This window comes from Tractidigestivibacter montrealensis, assembly GCF_024741235.1.
GTDB classification, from domain to species: domain Bacteria; phylum Actinomycetota; class Coriobacteriia; order Coriobacteriales; family Atopobiaceae; genus Tractidigestivibacter; species Tractidigestivibacter montrealensis.
This window is the reverse complement of the sequence record NZ_JANSKA010000001.1, coordinates 15,063-36,054: the sequence shown is the minus strand read 5'-3', so window position 1 is coordinate 36,054 and position 20,992 is coordinate 15,063. Positions and strand designations below refer to the sequence as shown.

Below are 20,992 nucleotides of genomic sequence, written 5' to 3'. Positions count from 1 at the left end.
GTGCGTCTCGGCGCAAGCCTTGGCTCAGAGAATATCTGAATATCTGCGCCTGCCACTGCGCAGGGGGGTGCATGTTTCTATGATTGCACTGCAGAATCCTCGGCCGGGGATGTTCCCCGCGTTGCATTTGAGTGACAGGGAGAAGAGTTTGACCACTTCAAGGGGCATAGAGCTCCTGGCGCCCGCCGGTGGGCCAGAGGCGTTCAACGCCGCGCTGGCTGCCGGTGCCAACGCCATCTACTGCGGTTTGGGCAACAATTTCAACGCCCGCCGCGGTGCGCACAACTTTACCGAAGAGACCTTTGGCGAGGCCTGCCGCCGCGCACACCTGGCTGGCGCGCGCGTCTACGTGACGGTGAACATTGCCGTTGCCACGCGCGAGATTCCGCAGGTGCTCGAGCTTATCCGCCGCGCCTGGCTGCTTGGCGCGGATGCCTTCATCATCCAGGACTGGGGGCTTCTCGCCGAGGTGCGCCGCAGCTGGCCGCAGATCGAGTGCCACGTCTCAACCCAGGCAAACGTTCACGACGCCCGAGGCACGGCCTGGTGCCGTGAGCTGGGCGTGGCGCGTGTGACGCTCTCGCGCGAGCTATCGCTCGACGAGATGCGCACCATTGCGCAGGAGGGCGTGGAGCTTGAGGCCTTTGGCCACGGGGCCCTGTGCTTCTGCTATTCCGGCGTGTGCATGATGAGCTCGCTTGCCGGCGGGCGCTCGGCCAACCGCGGCCTCTGCGCGCAGCCGTGCCGCCTGCCGTACGACCTGGTGGACGAGGAGGGCCACGCAATCGAGGCCCCCGGCCGCACGCGGCCGCTCTGCCCCAAGGACTATTGCGTTGTTGATGACCTTCCCCAGCTTGCCGACGCGGGCGTGGCCTCGCTCAAGGTCGAGGGCCGCATGAAGTCGCCAGACTACGTGTACGCCGTGATCTCTGCCTACCGCGGAGCGCTCGACGCGCTTGCGGACGGCGGCGAGAAGGACGCGCGCGCCGACGCTGCACGCCACCGCACGTTGCGTCGCGTCTTCAACCGCGACTTCACGGACGCCTACCTCTGGGGCCGCTCCGGCGACGAGATGATGAGCTACGAGCGCTCCAACAACCGCGGCGAGCTGGTGGGCGAGGTCGTCTCGTCCCGCAAGCTGGAGGACACACTGGTGCGACGCGGCGGCTCGGACGGCGGGCGCGAGCGCATGCGGCGTCTCACCCGCGCGGACGTGGAGATTCGCCTTGACCAGCCGGTGGGGGAGGGCGACCTGCTCGAGCTGCGGCCGGTGGAGGATCCCTCCCAGTTCCTCACCGTGCGAGCCGAGCGCGCGGCCGCTGCCGGCGAGACGATCACCTGCCGCGCTTCTCGGCCCATCCCGGCGGGTGCGGTGGTGCGCGTGATTCGCTCGCAGGCCGCGATGGACGCTGCGGCGCGCGTATCTAGACTGGACGTGCCGCGCCGCCGCCCCGTCACCGTGAGCGTGCGGGCGCGCCTGGGCGAGCCCTTCTCGGTGACACTTGCCTGCGCGGACGGGAGCGCCGCTGCCACGGCAGAGGGCTTTGTGGTGGAGCCTGCCCGAACCAAGCCCGTGACCAGGGAGGACCTTATCGAGCACGTGGGTCGCATGGGGCAGAGCCCCTTCGAGCCGGTCTTGTTTGAGGTCCAGATGGACGAGGGCGCAGGCATGGGCTTCTCGGCCGTGCACAAGGTTCGCGCGCAGGCATGCGAGGCGCTTGAACAGCAGATTCTTGCTCCGTACGAGTCGCGCGCGGAGCGGCTTGCCGTTGCGCCCTCGGCACGCGGGGTGGCTGCGCGCCTGGTAGAGGAGCGCGAGAAGGACGGCCTTGCCGCGCCGGATGCGTGGACAAGGCCCGCGCCGGAGGCCTGTGCGCTGGTTGCTTCCGCTGAGGCGGCACGCTCCGCGTTTGACGCCGGTGCCACGCGCGTCTACGCGACGGCAGACGCGCTTGCGGATGGCGCCGCGTGGCCGGAGGGCGTGATTCCCTGGCTGGACGAGGTGTGCCGCGAGGGCGACCACGCCCGGCTGGACCCCTTGGTGCGCGCCGGGCAGCCCGTGGGTGTGGGCAACGTCTCCGAGCTGGCGCTTGCCGCCTCGCGCGGGGCGCTGGCCGAGATTCGCACCTGCATTCCCGTTCATAACGAGAGCTGCCTCGTAGCGCTGGAGGAAGCAGGGGCTGCGGGCTTCTGGCTCTCGCCCGAGCTCACGCTGGAGGAGGTCTGCGCGCTGGCGGGGGCGGCCTCCGTACCGGTGGGGCTTGTGGTCTCCGGGCGTGCCCGCGCCATGACCAGCGAGCACTGCGTGCTGCAGGCGGCCGGCCGCTGCATCCACGACTGCCCCAACTGCGAGCTGCGCCGCCGGCGCCTCTCGCTGCGCGACATCGACGGCAACCTTCTGCCGGTGCGCACGGACGTCCACGGGCGCTCGCGCATCTGGGCTGCGCATCCGCTGGACGCAACGCCGCAGGCAGATGCCCTTGTCGCAGCCGGTGTCACGCGCCTTATGGCAGACGCCACGCTCCTCTCGCCTGAGGAGTGCGCGTTTGCCGTCGAGCGCGTGGTGCGTGCTCTTGCCGCCGCGGCCGAAGGGAGGCGACCTGCTCCTCGTGTGCAGGGCGCAACCTCCGGGCATCTTTTCACGGGCATTGGGTAATATGTCACCTTGTAACCCATCATTGCGCTAGGAATTCGCACACCTTGATTTCGAGCGAGAACACAGGCGCGGGGGCACCCGCGCGGGAGGAGAGGACCATGGCAGAGAACGAGACCCCCAGCACCGAGCAGACCGCCGCCGACCAGGCAGCCGAGGCTAAGCCGGTGCTCAACCGCAAGCTTCTGTCCGAGACCATCGACATCATCCGCCAGAGCCTGCAGGCCGACGGCGGCGACATTGCCCTTATCGACTGCACCGACGACGGCGTGGTGACCCTCGAGATGCAGGGCGCCTGCGCCGGCTGCCCGCTCTCGACCTACGACATGTCCGAGGGCATCGAGCGCATCCTCAAGGAGCACGTGCCCGGCGTCACCCGCGTGCAGCCTGCGGTTCTCTAGGCCAGGTGCTGCCCCGTGTGGCTGAACGACTTCTACCATTCGCTCAACCCCATCGCGTTTACGCTTGGACCCTTCCAGGTGCGCTGGTACGGCATCGCGTACCTGGCGGGGTTCGTGTGCGCGGGGCTGGTGATCGCGCGCGTTGCCAAGCGCTGGAAGCTTGACCTCACCACCGACGACGTGCTTTCGGTGATGATTGACATCGCCGTGGGCGTGATTGTGGGCGCGCGCATCTTCTACGTGGTCTTTTACGGCGCGGGGTACTACCTCGAGCACCCGCTCGAGATCTTCGCCCTCGACCAGGGCGGCATGAGCTTCCACGGCGGGCTGGTGGGCGCTATTGTCGGCGGTACCATTGCGTGCAAGCGCTGGAAGCTCTCGGTGCTCACGGTGGCCGACCTCGCGGCCATTGGTGCACCCATCGGTCTTTTCTTTGGCCGCTGCGCAAACTTTGTGAACGGCGAGCTGTGGGGCAAGGAGACGTCGCTGCCGTGGGGCGTGATGTTCCCCAGCGGCGGCGCGGTGTACCGGCACCCATCGCAGCTCTACGAGGCCCTGCTCGAGGGCGTGGTGCTGTTCTGCGTGCTGTTCGCGCTGTCGCGACGCCGCCCGCCTCGGCCGCAGGGCACCTTCATTGGGGCGTTCCTCATGCTGTACGGCGTGTTTAGGTTCCTCATCGAGTTCGTGCGGCTTCCGGATGCGCAGCTGGGGTACCTTCTCGGCACCGGCTGGCTCACGATGGGCCAGGTGTTGAGCCTGCCGCTTGTCGCGGCGGGGATTGTGGTGCTGGTGCTGGCCTCGCGGCACGACCGCCCGCAGGTGGGGCACCTGGATGCCGGGGAGGCGTAGGCTGCAGCTAGGGCGTGACACGCAAAATCTGTGTTGGGCTGTCCTCAGGTTGTCGCTTTTGTAGTTGCCGGTAATGCTTGGCGCCAGAACTGCACAAAAATGCTCTATCGGACGGTTTCTGGCAGCTCGCGGCATAAAAATGCTCTATCGGACGGCGGTCGTTCTGGATGCTCATCAACTATTTAATCAATATTTCAGTTCTTTGAATATTATTAAGTTCATATACATATATGTGCAATTATAGTTGTAATTTTGATTTCCTGTGTCAGAAGCGACCGTACGATAGAGCATTTTTATGCAGAGACTTCGGAATCGCCGTCCGATAGAGCATTTTTGTGCAGAGTAAAAGTTTCAGGCTCAAGATTCCCGTGCTGCGACCTGTGCGCGGCACACAATCACAGCCGGATGTGTTGCGAGTCGGTCGCGCGGCGAGAAGTGCCAGCGTCTCTCGTCTATACTTCAGGCAACATTCAAACCGAGGGCACGGTTTGGGCAGCTGTGAGGCCTGCAAATGGATCCCGGTTCTACTCCGGGTCAGCAACCAGAACTGTGCTCAGATGCGCGCGCCGCGCTACCGCTGGCGCTGCGCCGTGAGGCTACCGTCGCCACTCGACGGCCCTGCCTGCCCTCGATGCTCCCAAGGGAGCAGATCACAGGGAGGCGGGTATGAAACCCACAAAACCCACTGGCATGTCGGGGCTTCGTCTGCGCGACCGCATTTTGGCGGTGGTGTTGTCGCTAGTCACGGCGGCGTCGATGGTGCCCACTCGCGCGCTGGCCGAGGCGGCAACAGAGGCGCGGCCTGCATCGACTGCCGAGAAGTCCACCGCCGCGAACGCCGCCGCGTCGGCAAGCATCTACTCCACCTACCTCACCACCAGCGCAAGCTCCACGGGTGGCACCTACGCCTACGCCGCCTCGGACACGCTGTGGGCGTGGGCGCGCGAGAAGGGCGCCAGCGCCCCCATCGACCCCGCCTCCCTCACCTACCAGTGGCAGGTCAGCTCTGACAACTCTACCTGGGAAGACATCCCGGGCGCCACCACGCAGTCTCTCCCGCTGGCAAGCTACGCCGGCCGCTATGTGCGCTGCACGATAACCACCGCCGACGGCAGCTCCTCTCGCACAACACGCAGCCGCAACAAGGTTGCCGCCGCGGGTTCGGTCAACCTCGTAAGCGTGTCGCTGAGCAACACCGGCACGCTCGCCCCAGGCGACACCCTCTCTGCAACGGCCAAGGACGCAAGCGGCGCCGACGCCACCTCAAACGCCAGCGTCACCTGGTCCTGGTACGCCAGCGACTCGGCGTACGGCACGGGCGAGAAGATCGCCGGAGCTACGGGTCCAACGCTTAACGTGACCTCGGACCTTCTCGGCAAGTACGTCTACGCGAGCGCAGACGGCGGTTACGGTGCAGCCAAGAGCTCCGTGGCTGGCCCCGTGCAGGAGGCCGGCGCCGTCACGCTGTACAAGGTGACCGTCGACGCCTCTGGCCGCGCGACGGTTGGGCAGACCATCACCGCCACGGCCTACACCGGCTCCTACACCCAGACGACCTCCGCGGACGTGGTGCACTACCAGTGGCAGTGGGCGGCAAGCAGCACGACAGATGACTCCGCGTTCACCGACATCCCCGGTGCCACCTCCGCCACCTTTACCGTTCCCGAGCAGACCACCGACGGAACGTCGCTTCTCGGCACGTACCTGCGCGTCAAGGCGACGAGCAGCAACTCCGTGGTCTCCACCAGCGTGCCGTCCTACTACGGGACCAGCACGCAGGACCCCGTTGGCCCCGTAGCGCTTGCGGGCGGCTATGACGTCTCGAGCGTGAAGCTCTCGTCCTCTGTCACAAACGCGCAGGTGGGGGCCACGCTCACGGCGCAGCCCCAGTACCAGGAGGCCTCAAGCTGGGGCACGTACGAGACGGACCTCCCCTCGGACGCCAAGCTCGCGTGCACCTGGTATGCGGCGGACGACGCGGCCGGCACCAACACGCGCGAGCTCACTGCAGAGGACGGCGCCACCGGAACTACCCTTGCGCTCTCCTCGTCGCTCGGGGGTGCGTACGTGTGGGCCAGCTGCAGCGCGCTCATGGCATCTGCCACAAGCGAGAAGGTCCAGGTGAAGGCAGCGGGCAGCTATGACCTCCACCACGTACTGGTGTCGCCAACCTCCGGCACGCTCCTCACTGGCTCCACCGCAACCGCATCGGTCTACGCCTCGCAGCTCTCGGGCAGCAACGTGGAAGTTACCGGCAAGGATGGCGTAACCCTACAGTGGTACGTCGCCACCACCGCCGACGCACCGGCAGAAGACTGGCAGCCGCTTGACGGCTGCACGTCGGCCAGCATCGAGGTTCCGCAGGCAGCTGCGGGAAAGTACCTCAAGGTCATGGCAACGAGCGGTGCCGCTTCCGTCTCCAAGTCCTTCGACCAGCCCGTTGCGGATAGCGCCACGCTCGCGGGCGCCGTCGCGCGCCTCCAGAACGAGAACTGGCGGCCAACGCTCAAGTACGGCACGGACACCAACGTGAACGATGTGCTTCTCGCCAAGCTTGCGGAGGAGGGCGTGGACACCACGGGCCTCGCTGTGCGCGTGACCAGCGTCTCGTTCCAGGACACCAACGGCAACGCCACTGTGGGCATCTCCACCGCAGACGCGGACAACGGCGCCATCACGTACTTCTCGTGCGACACGAGCAAGGTCTCTAGCTGGAACATGTCCTCGCTCCAGACGGTGGACTCGATCACGTTCTCGCTCACCCGCGGCGACGAGACCGCAACGTACACCCCCAACCGTACGTTCCAGGTGCCCTGGGACGAGAACGCCGCGCGCGCCGTGCTCCAGGCCAAGGCCGACGCCATCACGTTGGGCTTTGCCGATGGCGACTCCGCGGACTCCGTGACGCAGGCCTTCACGCTGCCGGCAAGCCTGGGTGGCGCAAGCGCAACGTGGACCGCAAGTGACGGCTCCGTGAAAGTGACCGGCGAGAGCTGGGACAGCACCCTCACGGCAACGCCCACGCGCGGCTCGGCCGACACGCCGGTGACGCTTTCGGCGACCGTGTCCTTCACGGGCTACGGCATGCCCGATGTCACGGTTACCAAGGACTTCCCAATTACCGTCAAGGCGGACCCCGAAGCCGTTGCCACAGCTCAGGCTGCCCTCGCAAGCAAGGTCGAGGCGGGCTTCACCTACGACAAGGTCAAGGCCTTCTCTACCGGTGCCGCCGTGGACCAGACTGCGGTCTCGGGCGACCTGCAGCTTCCCACCACGCGCACGCTGGGCGTGGACGGAAAGTACTACGCCGTCTCCTACAGCAGCAGTGACCCCCTCGTTAGCTTTAACGGCTACCACGCCACAGTCGTGCGCCCACTGGGCACGGCGCGCACCGTTGCCATTACCTGCACGGTCACTGACAAGTCAAACCCCGAGGTCACGGCCACCAAGACGCTCGAGTTCACGCTCTCGCCCGTGAGCGAGCAGGAGATAGACGAGGCGGTCTCGCTCATGCAGGACGCCAGGGCGGGGTATGCCCTGGCGCTTCTCGACGGGCAGAGTGCCACCAACGTGACGGGCAACCTGCGTCCGTTCTTGGGCGCCTATCGCGACGCCTCTGGCAACCTTGCCTGGGCGCACGACCGCGACACGCAGTCCGCGAACCCCGGCATTGTGCTGGTTGACCTGCCCGGATACAGCGACATGGGCGGCATGTCCTGGCGCACCTTCAAGTCAAGCCGCCCGGACGTGATCTCCCACGAGCTTCTCGCCTACACCAAGCCCACCGACAACACACGGGTTACCGTAATCTCGCGCCTTGCTGACGAGCGCTTCCAGGCCTACTACGAGTTCTACAAGGACGACCCCATGGTGAGCGACCAGCTCAAGGCCAAGCTGGCAAGCCTTGTGAACCAGGACGTCTCGGCCACGTTTACGGTGGCGGGCACGTCTGGCAAGGACGCGCCGGAGCAGGTTACCGCTAGCTGCGCGGTCATTGGCCCCAACGCTTCCGGCACCAGTGTCAGCTGGGCGCCAGAAACCTCGCTTGCCGTCGAGCCGGGCACCACCGCGGCAGACCTCACCAAGCAGGTCCTTGACGCCAACGGCATCACCTACGACGCCGACCTCTACACCTTCACCAAGGATGGCACCTCGCTTGGCTATGACGCCGCAACCGGCAAGTGGTGGCAGCTCTTCATCAACGGCGAGTCCGCAACCGTGATGGCCTCGAACTACGTCCTCAAGGAGGGCGACCAGGTCGTCTGGTACTACTCCGCCTGGGGAGACTCTCTTCCTGGCCAGGTCACCGGCTCGGTGAAGGTCATCGGCAAGGATGCCTCGGGCATCGACCAGGTGTGGGCGGACACCACGTCGCTCACCCTCGTGGAGGGCTCGACCGTGGCCGACCTCTCTGAGGCGGCGTTTGCCGAGAAGAGTCTCACGCACTCCTCGTCCACCAGCAGCTGGGGTTACTACCTGAGCACCATCACCTCGCCCGTGGACGGCTGCGAGCTGGGTTGGGACTCCGCGACGGGTGCATACTGGCACCTGTTCGTGAACGGCGCTGCCTCGCAGGTTGGTGCCAGCAGCGTGAACATTGCCAACGGCGACGAGGTCGTGTGGTACTACTGCACAGATTCTGACGGCCTTCCCAAGAGCGACGCCCTGGTCATTAACCCAACGGCCACGCGTCCTACCAGCTTGAGCGCAGCTTGGCCCGGCTACAAGGGCACTGACGAGACGGGCGTGGTGCGCGGGCTCTCGACGCCGGTGCCCAGCTCAAGCACGCATGCCAAGCTCGACTGGGCGCAGTCGCGCCTCACGACTGCCATGTACGTCAACGCGAGCGACGCGATTATCGTGAACGGCGAGGTATATGACGCCGCGCAGACACGGCTCTATCGTCGTGACGCGTCCACCGGCGTGGTTCTCGACGAGGCTCGCCTGGCCTCAAGCGTGGACTCCACTGCGCGCCTGCAGTACGCCGACGGTCTCATACTTGTGCCTCTGCACGGTGGCCGCATTCAGGCGCTCACCGCGGACACGCTGACCACGGTCTGGGTCTCTGCGGCGCTTCCCACCTCGACCAGCTCGAGCGGCAAGGCCGTTGACCAGCAGCTCCTCTCGTCCATCACCGTGCGTGACGGCAAGGCGTACTTCTCGACCGTGGCCCCTGACGGCAGCGATTCCTGCGGAGGCTACGTGGCCTGCGTGAGCTTGGCTAACGGCGGCCTTGTGTGGTCGCACGAGGGAACGGAGGCAGGCTACTACTGGACGGGCGCCGTGCCCACATCCGCGGGCGTGCTCACTGCCAATGATGCCGGGCAGGTCTCGCTGCTTGACGCGGCAACGGGGCGTGAGCTCTCCTCAGTCGACCTGGGCACGCGCTGCCGCGCCCAGCTGGCAGTAAGCGGCAACGTGGCCTACGCGGTCACCACCGACGGCGTGCTGCACGAGCTCTACCTGCGTGCTGACGGCTCTCTTGCGGCCGGCCGCAGCGTGAGGTTTGGCTCGTACTCCACCTCGTCGCCCACCATCTGCGACGGCCTGCTCTACGTGGGCGGGTCCTCCTCCGCAGACGTGACGCGCGGCGCGCTCTTTGTGATCGACCTTGCGTCCATGAGCGTCAAGCACGAGGCCCTGGTTCCCACGACCAGCGTGGAGGGTCAGGTTGGAACCGGCGACGTGAAGAGCGCACCGCTGGTGAGCGTGGCCGCCGACGGCAACACCTACGTGTACTTCACCTGCAACGGCAAGCCCGGCGGCGTGTACGCATACCGCCTTGGCGACGCCGAGGCAGCCACGCTCTACCAGCCCGCAAGCGACCTCTGGCAGTACTGCATGAGCTCCATTGCTTGCGACGCAAGCGGCAACCTCTACTACTTCAACGACTCCGGCACCCTCTTCAAGCTGGACGCGGGCGCAACCACGGCTGCGCCGGGCGAAAAGGGCCAGGGCGGCGAGAACAACGCTGGCTCTGTTGGCGGCAGGGGCAACGCTGGTACCAGCGGTAACGCAGGTGGTAACACTGCGGGCAGCGCCTTTGGCAACGCCACGTCGACCTCATCCGCAGCTAAGCCGTCAAAGCCTCACGTAACCGTCTCTGGTGGCAATGCGTCGACTGGCTCCGTGACAGCCGGCGCCCTCGCGTCAGAGAACAGCTCGCTTCTCGGAAGCTACTCGTCGGAAGACGTGACCGCCGTAACCACAACCGCATCCCCGGAGTCTGCCGCCTCGGGTGAGACCACGGCCACCGGCGAGCCTGCCGTGAACCAGGCGGGCCTTTCCATCTGGCCAATCGTCGGCACCTGCGTGGGTGCGGTACTGCTCGTCCTGCTGCTTGTCACCCGCCGACGCGGCAACCAGGACGCTTCCGAGGGGAGGCGCGGCTAGATGTCAGACAATGGCATGCAACTTGACAGCCAGCAGCCATCAAACGGCAGGCACGCTGCCAGGGTGATCCTTGGGGTTCTCGGCGCCGCGCTCATTGCCTTCTGCGTGTGGGCAATGTCCGTCTACGCGCGGGGCGGCGACCCGCTTGCCTGGGCAACCGGGTCTGCTGCATTCCAGACCACGGCCGAGGAGGACCAGCCCGCCGACCAGGACGCCGCTGTGTCGCAGGAGGCATCTCAGACGCTCAAACTCACCACGGACGACGTCTACACCGCGCTTGAGACGCTCCAGTTTGACGGCACGGACGTCTCGCTCGAGAAGGACGCCGTCCACGTGGTTCTCTCTGCGGATGGCATCTGGGTCGAGGAGGCAAGCGCGGATGCGCCCACAGACATGGCGCTTGCCTGTGCCCAGCGCTCCGCGGCCCTTGCCACCTGGGCCTCCGAGCAGGGCGTGGGCATCCCCAGCGTCACCTGGATCTGCGAGGACGGCTCTGGTGCCGTGCGCATGGCCGTGACCATGCCCACGGACGGCGCCCCCACCGCGGGCGACCTGTCCACGCTTCTCTCGGCAGCAACCGGCTACGGCATCTCCGGTAACGCGTATGCCCAGCTGGACGCCGGTGACGTCTCGCAGTTTGCGGGCATCGCACCTACACTTCCGGATGGCACGGCCGTCTCCATCGACGCTACTGTGACGTCAGCAGGCGAGAACCTCTCCGCCTCGGACGTCGCTACGCGTCAGAAGGATGTCGGCTCCGGGACAGTGGGCGTTACCGGGTCTGGTACCAGTACCACTTCCAGCACGGGTGCTTCCTCCTTGGGCTCTAGCAGCTCCTCGTCAGCAACCGGCACGCAGTCCGGAAGCGGTTCCTCCGACTCCGCCGTACAAGACGCCAAGGTTCGCGTCACCGTGACCATCGACGCCCGCGCCGACGGGGGCTCGTCCAGCTCGTACACCGTCTCGCTTAACCCAGACGCCACGGCATACGACGCTCTGGTGGCAACAGGTGCCAGCGTCAACGCGCGCAGTACGGCCATGGGCGTCTACGTTGCTGCCATCAACGGGTACGCCGAGAAGGACCAGGGCGGCGAGAGCGGCTGGAAGTACGCGGTCAACGGCAGCTACCCCAACTACTCTGCCGGCGCCTGCACGCTCTCTGATGGCGATGCGGTGACGTGGGTCTACGTCACGTCGGCATAGCGCCAGAGATTGGAAAGTGCGTCATACTCGTCACATGCTGACCATGCGAGACACACATACAGCCTTCGACACCTGCCACCCGGCTGTGCCGGCAGCCTACTTCGCCGGCACCATCCTCATCGCCATCTTTGCGATGCAGCCGGTCTGCGTGGGCATCTCTCTCGTGGGCGCACTCGCATTCTCGTTCGCCGCGCGCGGGTGGCGACGCACGCTCAAGGGTCTTCCCTGGCAGCTCCCCATGGTGGCCCTTGTCGCCGTGGCCAACCCGCTCTTCTCGGCATCTGGCTCCACGCTGGTGGCGCAGCTTGGGCCCATGGCCATCTACCAGGAGAGCATTGCCTACGGCGCCTGTGCCGGAGCGCTTCTGGTAGCCGTGGTCCTATGGTTTGAGGACGCTGCCTGCGTGCTTACGCAGGACCGACTGCTGCAGCTGGGCGCCCGCGCGCTCCCTACGGTGACGCTGGTGACCTCGATGGCGGCGCAGCTGGTGCCGCAGCTCATGCAGAGGTCGCAGTCCGTGCGCGCAGCCACGCTTGCCACCACGGCAGCCGCTCCGCAGGGCTCGCGCGACCGCGGCGTGCGCGTGACGGACCAGCTCATGAGCTGGTCGATGGAGGACTCCATCGAGCGCTCCGACGCCATGCGCGCCCGCGGGTGGGGAGCCACGGATCGCCGCAGCTGCTATCTGCCGGATTCCTTTCGCTCGTCTGACGCGCTCGCGCTTGCAGGAATTGGGCTGCTCGCGGTAACCAGTGCATTTCTCGTCTACGTTGCCTGCTCGCAGTGGCGCTTCTATCCCACCATGCCCCGTCTGGTTGTCTGGTGGGGCTACGTGCCGTACGCCGCGCTGGCGCTTCTCCCCACGGTGTTTGACCTGGGACAACGCGTGCGGTGGGGGAGGGTCGCATGAGCGCGCTCGAGTTTAGGGACGTGAGCTTCTCCTATCCTGCAACAGACACCGAACCCAACCCCGCGCCGGTCTTGGAGCACGTCTCGCTTGCCGTGCCCGAGGGTGCGTTTGCGCTGCTCACAGGCAGTACGGGCTCCGGTAAGTCGACGCTTCTGCGCCTTGCCAAGCCAGAGGTGTCACCTACTGGTACGCTCGTCGGTGACGTGCTCGCTTTTGGCAAGGATGTGCGCGAGTTCTCTCCGGTGGAGTCCGCCCAGACCGTGGGCCTTGTCTTCCAGAGCCCTGACAGCCAGATTGTCTGCGACACCGTGTGGCACGAGATGGCCTTTGGCCTGGAGAACCTAGGAACACCCGTGTCCGAGATGCGCCGTCGCGTGGCCGAGACGTGCATGTTCTTTGGCATGGAGCCGTGGTTTCGTCGGCAGACGGCAAGCCTCTCCGGTGGCCAGCGCCAGATGCTCGCCCTTGCCGCAACGCTCGCCATGCGGCCGCGCCTGCTGCTCCTGGACGAGCCTACCTCTATGCTCGACCCAGTTGCCGAGAAGGACTTCCTGGCCATGCTCTTCCGCGCAAACCGCGAGCTTGGGGTTACCGTTGTGGTGGCAACGCACGCTCCGGAGCCCATGCGCGACGTGGCTACCTGCGCCTTTCGCGTTGAGGACGGCCGCGTGCGCGAGCTCTCGCTCGACGATGCGGTTGCTGCCTGCGCGTTTAGGCCAGAAGACGTGGCGCCCGCAGGCAGCAAGCCCGCCGTCAGCGGCGAGAAACCTGCGCTTTCCCTTCGCGACGCGTGGTTCCGCTACGGACGCGATGCCGACTGGGTCCTGCGCGGGCTGGACCTCGCGGCGCCCCAGGGCGAGGTGACGGCCATTGTGGGCGGCAACGGTTCGGGCAAGACGACTCTCTTGCAGCTTGCGTGCGGCGCACTTGCACTGCAGCACGGGCGCCTCTCTCGTCCCCATGCGGCGTCACAGGCGTACCTGCCGCAGAGCCCGCGCGCGATTCTCTCTGCGCAGACCGTGCATGAGGAGCTCATGCTCTGGTCAAAGGGTGCAGGCTACGATGAGGCCCAGGTCGCGGCAATGATGGAGCGCTTGGGGCTTGCGGGCGTGGCGGCGAGAAACCCGCTCGACCTCTCCGGTGGCCAGCAGCAGCTCGTGGCGTTTGCAAAGCTGCTGCTCACGCAGCCAGATCTGCTCATTTTGGACGAACCCACCAAGGGGCTCGACGCGGCTGCGCGCACCAAGCTTGCGCGTCTTGTGCAAGAGTTGCGGCAGGAGGGTAGAAGCGTTCTTCTCGCCACACACGACCTTGCGTTTGTCTCTGCCGTGGCAGACTCGGTGTCGCTCCTCTTTGACGGGGCCGTCACCTGCACGGAAGGACCCGACGAGTTTCTCGCCGGGTCCTGGCTCTACCACGCGTAAGTTGTGGGCTGCGCACCGTCAGCCGCGCCGTCAGTGCGGCGTCAGCTGCTGGCTAGAAAGTGAGGAACGGCTCCTCCATGCCCTCCTCCTCGAGGTCATCTTCCGAGAGGCCGTCAAGCTCCTCCATGTCCTCGAGCTCAATCTCGTCGCCGTCATCCTCACCCCAGCCGTATGCGCTGGCAGCGAGCTCGTCCACGCTCGTGTCGGGAAGCGCGCTGGTCACTGAGCACAGGCCGTCGATGGCGGGCACGATCTTCTGCCACTGGGTGATCACCGGATCCTGCGGAACGCCCTCCAGCTCCACAAGGGAGTCGAGATAGATCTCGCTTGCGCCCTCAAGCAGGTCAGACTCGGCGCGAACGCTCGCGAACTTTGACGCAAACTTCTCCAGGGCCTCGTCCGCCGAGTCCGCCTCAACCACGCACGGCATGAGACAGTAGTTGTTTGCCTGGTCCTTGTCATCGTTGTAGCTAAAGTTTCCAACGTAGAGCATGGGGCCTCCTCCGGTCGATGGGTGCGGCACATGCCCATCTTAGGCAATTCGGCGCAGCTTGGTGACGGTTTCCCGCAAGCGGGCGGTCGTTGTGTCATAGAGTGTTGCATGTTGGGCTGCAGTCGGCAGAAGGCGAGAATCATGACAGCGAGCACCACAGGCACCAAGCGACAGCGCGTCTTTGCCGCGCTCGAGGTGCCCTCGATTGTCGCCGTTCCGGCGGTGCTCGTGGCGTGTGCCGTAAACGGCGTGCAGGCGGCCGCGGGGCTCACGCTTCTGTTGGTAGTCCTTTGCGTAGGGCTCTTCCTTGCCAGCTACGAGGCGTCGCGGCCGGCGCTTAGGCAAGTCATGCCTACCGCCACGCTCGCAGGGCTTGCGGCCGCTGGGCGCATCCTCTTTGCGCCCATCCCCGACGTCAAGCCCGTCTCGGCCATAACTATCGTGGCGGGGGCCACGCTGGGCCGGCGCGAGGGCTTTATGGTGGGTGCGCTGGCGGCGCTGGTCTCGAACTTCTTCTTTGGCCAGGGTGTGTGGACGCCCTGGCAGATGTACGCGTGGGGGCTCGTGGGCTACCTTGGTGGCGTGCTGGGGGAGCACGGCCTCCTCGAGCGGCGCGGCGCGCTGTACTTGTACGGGTTTCTCTCGGCGCTCATGTACGGGGCGATTCTCAACGGCTGGTACGTGATTGGCTACGTGGAGCCCATCACCTGGCCGGCCATCGTTGCGGCGTACGCGGCGGGCCTGCCGTGGGACTGCCTGCACGGAGCGGCAACGGTGGGCTTTCTCGCGGCGATCTGGGTGCCGTGGGGCGCGCGCATCCGACACGCCGTCGCCAAGTACGGCTTGTAGCGAGTGGCTTGTCGCGAGGCTCGCCGATACACATTTGGGCGGCGAATGTGTATCCGCTCGATACTCGTTCGGACCCGAAACTGTACCCCGCGCAGGTCGATATACGTTCGGGCCCCAAATCTGTATCCGCCAGCCCCCCCGCGGCCCTGCCGTCCGCACCCCCGCCCCGCGCCGCGACGGCCCCAAATGTGAAGAAACCCGGACTTCGGCCCAGCGTCACCAAACGTCGTGCTAGCTTCCCCTTGCGCCAGCGTCGGCAGAGAGTAAAATTTCATAGGTTCGATGGGTATCGACCGCGCTCGCAGCCACCGCCGCCCCGCAAGGAGCGCCCGGCCACGCGCTCTCGCGCCCGCAGCAAGCAAGAAGCGCGGACGCGTGCCCGCGCGCCGTGTGGATAGGAGACTCAATGTCCGGACACTCTAAGTGGGCTACCACCAAGCACAAGAAGGCGGCCATCGACGCCAAGCGCTCGTCGCTCTTCTCCAAGCTCTCGCGCAACATCACCGTTGCCGCCAAGATCGGTGGCGACCCCAACCCGGACAACAACGCCACCCTCGCCGCTGCCGTCCAGCGCGCCCGCATGGTCTCCATGCCCAACGCCAAGATCAAGGCGGCCATCGACAAGGCCTTTGGCGCCGGCGCGGACGCAGCCGTCTACGAGGAGATCACCTACGAGGGCTACGGTCCCGCGGGCGTGGCCGTCTACGTTGACTGCCTGACCGACAACAAGAACCGCACCGCCGCGGACGTCCGCTCCGCCTTCACGCACGCTGGCGGTAACCTGGGCACCACCGGCTCCGTCGCGTTCCAGTTCGAGCGCAAGGGCTCCATCGCCGTGGAGAAGGTCATCCACAGCGACGAGAAGAAGGTTCCCGATCGCGAGAACGCCGTGGACGAGGACGAGTTTATGCTCGCCGTCGCCGAGGCCGGTGGCGAGGACTACGAGGACGCCGGCGAGGAGTGGATTGTCTACACCGCGTACGACAAGATGCAGGACGTCCAGAAGGCGCTCGAGGCCCAGGGCATCGAGGTCAAGGGCTCCGAGCTCACGATGGTGCCCACCACCCCCACGGACGTCACGGTCAACGACGCCAAGAAGGTCCAGCGCCTCATCGACCGTCTGGACGAGCTTGAGGACGTCCAGAACGTCTACAGCACCATGAACGTCACGGACGAGATTGCCGAGGCCCTCGCAGAAGACGAGGACTAGCGCATCGAGAAATAGCGCACCTACCGGCGCCGGGAGCCACGAGCTTCCGGCGCCGTTTTTTCTTTGGCAGCGTCTTGCGCGCGAGCAGCAATGCCCTCCGGGTCCGTTCCGGCAGGCTATCTCATAGCCGACCGGAGGTCCCGTCGTTTTGCTCAAGTACACTTTAGTCATGTGTACTTGAGCAAAACCATGCCTTGGACTTCAGGCGCCTGGCATCTGAGTCCTAGCGGATAACGTAGAGGTTGAATCCGGATCTCATTAGCAACTGCCATCGAATATTCAGGGTATGCCTTTGCCCCAATGCTGTAAATCATCTGAAGTGTGGTGCGCCCATCGATGCGCTGACATGTATAGACATACATTGCGATATTATTTACAGCAAATCAGGGTTAGCCTGCGGCGAGAATTGCCTCGGGGGGGGGTCGTGGAAGAGACTGCATTACAGCGCGAGGACGCAGACGTCCTCGTTTTTTCTGGCGCGTTGGTACGCCCTGTCTTGGGCGTGGAAGACGCAACCCCTTCCACATCACAAAGCCCCGAGGCTTCGATTGCCGATTTTATCCGAGGGGTGGGGATATAAGTGCCCGCCGGAGCAGGAACTCTACGAACAAGTGCACCCAACCGCATCACTTCGGTTTCTGGAATCAAGGCAGTGGCCTTGATTCTTGTGTTTGTTTGGCATACGGGAGTGTTAAAGGCTCCAGATCTCGGAGCGAGGATGTGTGAGCTCTTTTTTGTCTGTTCCGGGGTCTTGGAAGCCTTGAATCATCACGGCAAGTATTCGTACACGCTTGACGAGACTGTCTCTATAGTTAAGAGCAAGCTGGCTAAGCTATATCCACTGTACTTCGTCACCTTCCTCATGGCTGCTCTGCTAGGTGGGGTTGGCTTGAAGGAGTGGACCATCGCTGACAATACCACTGCAGCAGTTCTGAATCTTTTGATGATGCAGACGTGGTTTTCAAACCTACAATTCTCATTCAATGGAGTTTCATGGTTTGTTGCAGACTTGATGCTCTGCTATCTCATTACACCCCTGCTGTCTTGGTGGATAAGGCAACGAGAAACATCAGCGGACGCATCTGTATTGCGTTCTTACCTCGTCCCTTTCGTTGTTCTGTTCTGCATTCGAGCGCTTTTGCAAATGGGTCAGTACAAGGGAGTCATTAACATCAGCAATCACTCTTTTCCTCTATCCAGGATGCTGGAATACGGAATGGCATTTGTTGCTGGAACTGCAATTCTTGCTCGGGGGGGGATATCAATGGGGCGTCACCAATACGGAGACGCTTTACGGCCGATTCTTGCATGGAGGTGGTATCGGTCTCCCTCTATACCGGTGCACTGTTTGCCTTGAATGACGTTTGGTGGTCGAGGCCTGCATGCACCGTCATTGCTATCTTCCTCATTTGTTCATTCGTATCCAGTCGGGGGGCGCTAAGCAAGTTGTTGTCTATAAAGCCACTTGAGATGTTTTCGACTCTGCAGATGCCCTTTTATCTTTTTCACCAGTTGGTGATTATCGCCGTTGGATATTTGCTCGGAAATCTGGGTGTTGAACATCGGTGGACAATCGTTGGAGCATTTCTTGTTACGCTTGGCGTGTCATATCTATGGGTTTGTCTCATTAGGAAGAACAGCGTAGCAACTTTGTAAGCTTGTTTACCAGGGGTTATTGTGTCCCCGAAAGATGGTATGGGGGAGAGGTTTTGGATACGATAGTAGTGGCAGTCGCCACACATAAGCCGTACAAGATGCCGGATGACCCAATCTACCTGCCTCTGCACGTGGGAGCAGGGCTCCATCCTGATATACTGCCTGATATGCAGGGCGATAATACCGGAGACAATATCTCTGCCCTCAATGCCAGCTACAGCGAGCTCACTGGCCTCTACTGGCTCTGGAAGAACTGTGATGCCCAATTCAAGGGCCTGGTTCACTACCGCAGGCTTCTGGGAAGCGCTGACAAGTCAAAGCAGCGTCAGAAGGATCCGTACGGGAAGCTCGTGGATGGCCCAGAGCTGCTCACTCTCCTGAGCAGCAAAGATGTGGTTCTTGCCAAGCAGCGCAACTACTACATTGAGACGGTCTACGACCACTATTCACACACCTTGGATGGTTCGCAGCTCGACAAGATGCGCAACATTCTCTCCGAGCGCTGCCCGGAGTACCTCCCGGCATGGGACGGCCTCATGAAGTCGACGCGTGTGCACGTGTTCAACATGTTCGTCATGCCGGCAGCCACGTTTGACGCATATTGCTCATGGCTATTCCCTCTGCTCGACGAGCTTGGACAGAGGATTGATACAAGCCAGATGGACTCCTTTGCTGCGCGTTGGCCTGGACGCGTGAGCGAGCGGATGCTAGATCCATGGCTTACCACCAATGGCATCTCGTATTCCGAGCTTCCAGTGGTGAGTCCCGAACCGGTGGACTGGGTTAAGAAAGGATCCTCCTTCTTGGCGGCAAAATTCCTTGGCAAGAAGTACGAGAGGAGCTTTTAGAGCATTCTTGCGGGCTCGCCGAGTTGAGAGGATGTGCGCAACGGCTGTGGAATGTCTACGATTAAGCGGTCTTGTCGCTAGACGCATCGCAAGGTAAGAATCAATCACTAATGTAATTTCCAGTTCTAACGGAGAAGCTCTTTTGTTAGAAGGATGAGAAGAGCTTCTGGAATGAAAGGCTAACCGTGGGTGCCAAGCGCAACGTATCTCTCTCGACTTTCGATGCCTTTAAGCACGTAAAAGTCGATAGCGATCTGATACGTGTCGAGGGGGATGTACTTCATCGGCTCCAGCGTGTTCTGCTAATGATGCTCAAAGATTTCGATGCCCTCTGTTCGCAAGAAGGTCTTACATATACCTTAGGCGGTGGTAGCTGCTTGGGGGCTGTTCGACATCATGGTTTTATCCCTTGGGATGATGATTTGGATGTAAACATGTCAAGGGAGAGCTTCGATAAGCTCTGCAAGGTTTTTGCTTCGCGACCGAGTACAAAGTACATTCTGCAGGCCCCTGGTGATTCAGGCTATGAACTTGGTTTTGGCCGAATTCGCCTGCGTAACACAACGTTAAAGACTCGGGATGACTTCGACGAGACGGAGTGCGGAGTCTATATTGACATTTTCATTATTGAGAATGCGCCCAGTTCTCCTGTAGCTCGCTTCTTCCATGGTGTTGTCTCTCAGGCCCTTGGCTTTAGGTACTCCTGCCGCAGGTTCTTTGAACATAAGGATACATACCTTGCCCTTGCCGGGGACGATGACAATTTCGCTCACATCATTCGAGTCAAGTCCGGAATAGGCCATCTCTTTTCGAGAAAAACGACCTCGCAGTGCTGCCTTGACTGGGATAAGTGGAACTCAAAGTATAGTGACAAGAACACCGGCTTCATCACCATTCCCGTTGGAAGAAAGCATTATTTCGGCGAGCTCCTTGCAAAGGAGAAGTACTTCCCGGCGAGTTCGGGGACCTTCGAGGATATGTTGGTTCCCCTACCGCATTCTGCTGATACTTACCTCAAGGGACTATATGGTCCCGAGTATATGGAAGTGCCCCCTGCTGATGACAGGGAAAGTCATGTGGTGTATGAGATAGACTTTGGGCCGTATGCGTGATGCATCATGTTCTTCATTGCTAGTTGCGCGATAGCCTTGGCATCGAATGGATGTACTTTCGCATTCAGCAAAATAAGTGATAAGCGCATGAAGTGAAAATGCCAGTAGCTTCAGTCCCTCATGTGAAACTCGAGTTATCCGTGCGGGTGGAAGGCTTATCTTATTTGCAAGCTGTTTGAGTATTAACGGTTCGCTCTGCTTACGGAAGGGGACTGCGACGAAATGGATACCGCAGAGACAGTGATTTTTGCGGGCGGTGTTGGAAGGCGAATGTCGGGCAGCACTCGTCCAAAGCAGTTCCTCGAGTTAAGTGGCCGTCCGATCATCGACTACACAATCTCTCGCTTTGCCCTTCATCCGCAGGTCTCTCATTTGGTTATTAGTTGTCTTGAGAGCTGGATTCCCTTTTTGGAGGACTGGCTTACCAAGCATAGATATCCTGTCCCTATTGACGTGGTCCCTGGTGGTCGAAATGGCCAGGAGTCCATCTTTAATGGCATTAAGTTTCTTCGAAATCTTCATCCCGGGGACAAAGAATCAATCGTCCTTATACATGATGGGGTTCGGCCGCTCATTGATGAGGACACAATTACTTCCTGCATAGCTTCCGCCCGTGATCGAGGGCCAACAGCCACAACCGCTCTTGCCACCGAGACGATAGTGCAAACCGGCCGCGATGGTTCTGTTCACACGATACTTCCGCGCTCTCAATGTGAGCTTGCGAGAGCACCTCAGGCTTTTAGGTTGGAAGAACTATATGCGGCTCATTTGCGCGCAATCGACGAAGGCAAGTTCGATTTCATCGACTCAATTAGCATGATGTCTTACTACGGCTACAAGATTTATACCGTCGAAGGGCCTGCGGAGAACATCAAAGTCACGACGCCAATGGATTACTACGCTTTTAAGGGCTTCATGGAAGCCCGAGATCAAGAGCTCATGTGGAATAAGTGAGTATTCAGCCACGCTTTTCAGATTAGGAATGCTAGGT

The 20,992-nt window shown here is 62.6% G+C and carries 14 protein-coding genes; 13 read left to right on the top strand and 1 reads right to left on the bottom strand.

The features are described 5' to 3' along the window. The first annotated feature begins 148 nt into the window (after positions 1 to 148). From NVS32_RS00125 to NVS32_RS00095, 7 genes are all read left to right on the top strand, one after another. On the top strand, positions 149 to 2,656 hold the full coding sequence (locus NVS32_RS00125; protein WP_368407199.1) for a U32 family peptidase: 2,508 nt from the start codon (positions 149 to 151) through the stop codon (positions 2,654 to 2,656). A gap of 98 nt (positions 2,657 to 2,754) precedes the next feature. After that, positions 2,755 to 3,054, top strand: a complete 300-nt coding sequence (locus NVS32_RS00120) for a NifU family protein (RefSeq protein ID WP_117652127.1) — start codon at positions 2,755 to 2,757, stop codon at positions 3,052 to 3,054. Positions 3,055 to 3,069: 15 nt separating this feature from the next. Further along, entirely contained in the window at positions 3,070 to 3,903 is an 834-nt protein-coding gene (gene lgt, locus NVS32_RS00115) for a prolipoprotein diacylglyceryl transferase (protein ID WP_258498160.1), read from the top strand. Between the two features lie 666 nt (positions 3,904 to 4,569). Continuing rightward, entirely contained in the window at positions 4,570 to 10,296 is a 5,727-nt protein-coding gene (locus NVS32_RS00110; RefSeq protein WP_258498159.1) for a DUF4430 domain-containing protein, read from the top strand. Further along, positions 10,297 to 11,499, top strand: a complete 1,203-nt coding sequence (locus tag NVS32_RS00105) for a DUF4430 domain-containing protein (protein WP_258498158.1) — start codon at positions 10,297 to 10,299, stop codon at positions 11,497 to 11,499. A 43-nt stretch (positions 11,500 to 11,542) separates the two neighbouring features. Beyond that, positions 11,543 to 12,409, top strand: coding sequence for an energy-coupling factor transporter transmembrane component T family protein (locus NVS32_RS00100; protein ID WP_258498157.1), 867 nt, complete (start codon positions 11,543 to 11,545; stop codon positions 12,407 to 12,409). After that, positions 12,406 to 13,833 (top strand): ABC transporter ATP-binding protein, encoded by a 1,428-nt coding sequence (locus NVS32_RS00095; protein WP_258498155.1) that lies wholly within the window; start codon positions 12,406 to 12,408, stop codon positions 13,831 to 13,833. Before NVS32_RS00100 ends, NVS32_RS00095 begins: the two co-directional genes overlap by 4 nt. Positions 13,834 to 13,885: 52 nt before the next feature. Here the strand turns inward: NVS32_RS00095 and NVS32_RS00090 are convergent, their stop codons facing one another. Beyond that, entirely contained in the window at positions 13,886 to 14,326 is a 441-nt protein-coding gene (locus NVS32_RS00090; RefSeq protein WP_032110209.1) for a hypothetical protein, read from the bottom strand. A gap of 141 nt (positions 14,327 to 14,467) precedes the next feature. On the opposite strand from NVS32_RS00090, the gene NVS32_RS00085 reads away from it, so the two are divergent. The 6 genes from NVS32_RS00085 to NVS32_RS00060 all read left to right on the top strand — a co-directional run bounded on the left by NVS32_RS00085 (position 14,468) and on the right by NVS32_RS00060 (position 20,955). Then, a complete protein-coding gene (locus NVS32_RS00085; protein WP_258498151.1) occupies positions 14,468 to 15,175 on the top strand; it encodes a DUF6580 family putative transport protein in 708 nt (235 codons plus the stop codon). Between the two features lie 406 nt (positions 15,176 to 15,581). Next, positions 15,582 to 16,385 carry a YebC/PmpR family DNA-binding transcriptional regulator gene (locus NVS32_RS00080; protein WP_258498150.1) on the top strand — a complete coding sequence of 268 codons (804 nt, stop codon included), beginning with the start codon at positions 15,582 to 15,584 and terminating at the stop codon, positions 16,383 to 16,385. A 580-nt stretch (positions 16,386 to 16,965) separates the two neighbouring features. Next, positions 16,966 to 17,742, top strand: coding sequence for an acyltransferase family protein (locus tag NVS32_RS00075; RefSeq protein WP_258498149.1), 777 nt, complete (start codon positions 16,966 to 16,968; stop codon positions 17,740 to 17,742). Positions 17,743 to 18,094: 352 nt separating this feature from the next. Further along, on the top strand, positions 18,095 to 18,889 hold the full coding sequence (locus tag NVS32_RS00070; RefSeq protein WP_258498148.1) for a DUF4422 domain-containing protein: 795 nt from the start codon (positions 18,095 to 18,097) through the stop codon (positions 18,887 to 18,889). Positions 18,890 to 19,074: 185 nt separating this feature from the next. Further along, positions 19,075 to 20,001 carry a LicD family protein gene (locus NVS32_RS00065; protein WP_258498147.1) on the top strand — a complete coding sequence of 309 codons (927 nt, stop codon included), beginning with the start codon at positions 19,075 to 19,077 and terminating at the stop codon, positions 19,999 to 20,001. 222 nt (positions 20,002 to 20,223) lie between these two features. After that, positions 20,224 to 20,955, top strand: a complete 732-nt coding sequence (locus tag NVS32_RS00060; protein ID WP_258498146.1) for an IspD/TarI family cytidylyltransferase — start codon at positions 20,224 to 20,226, stop codon at positions 20,953 to 20,955. Positions 20,956 to 20,992 lie beyond the last annotated feature (37 nt).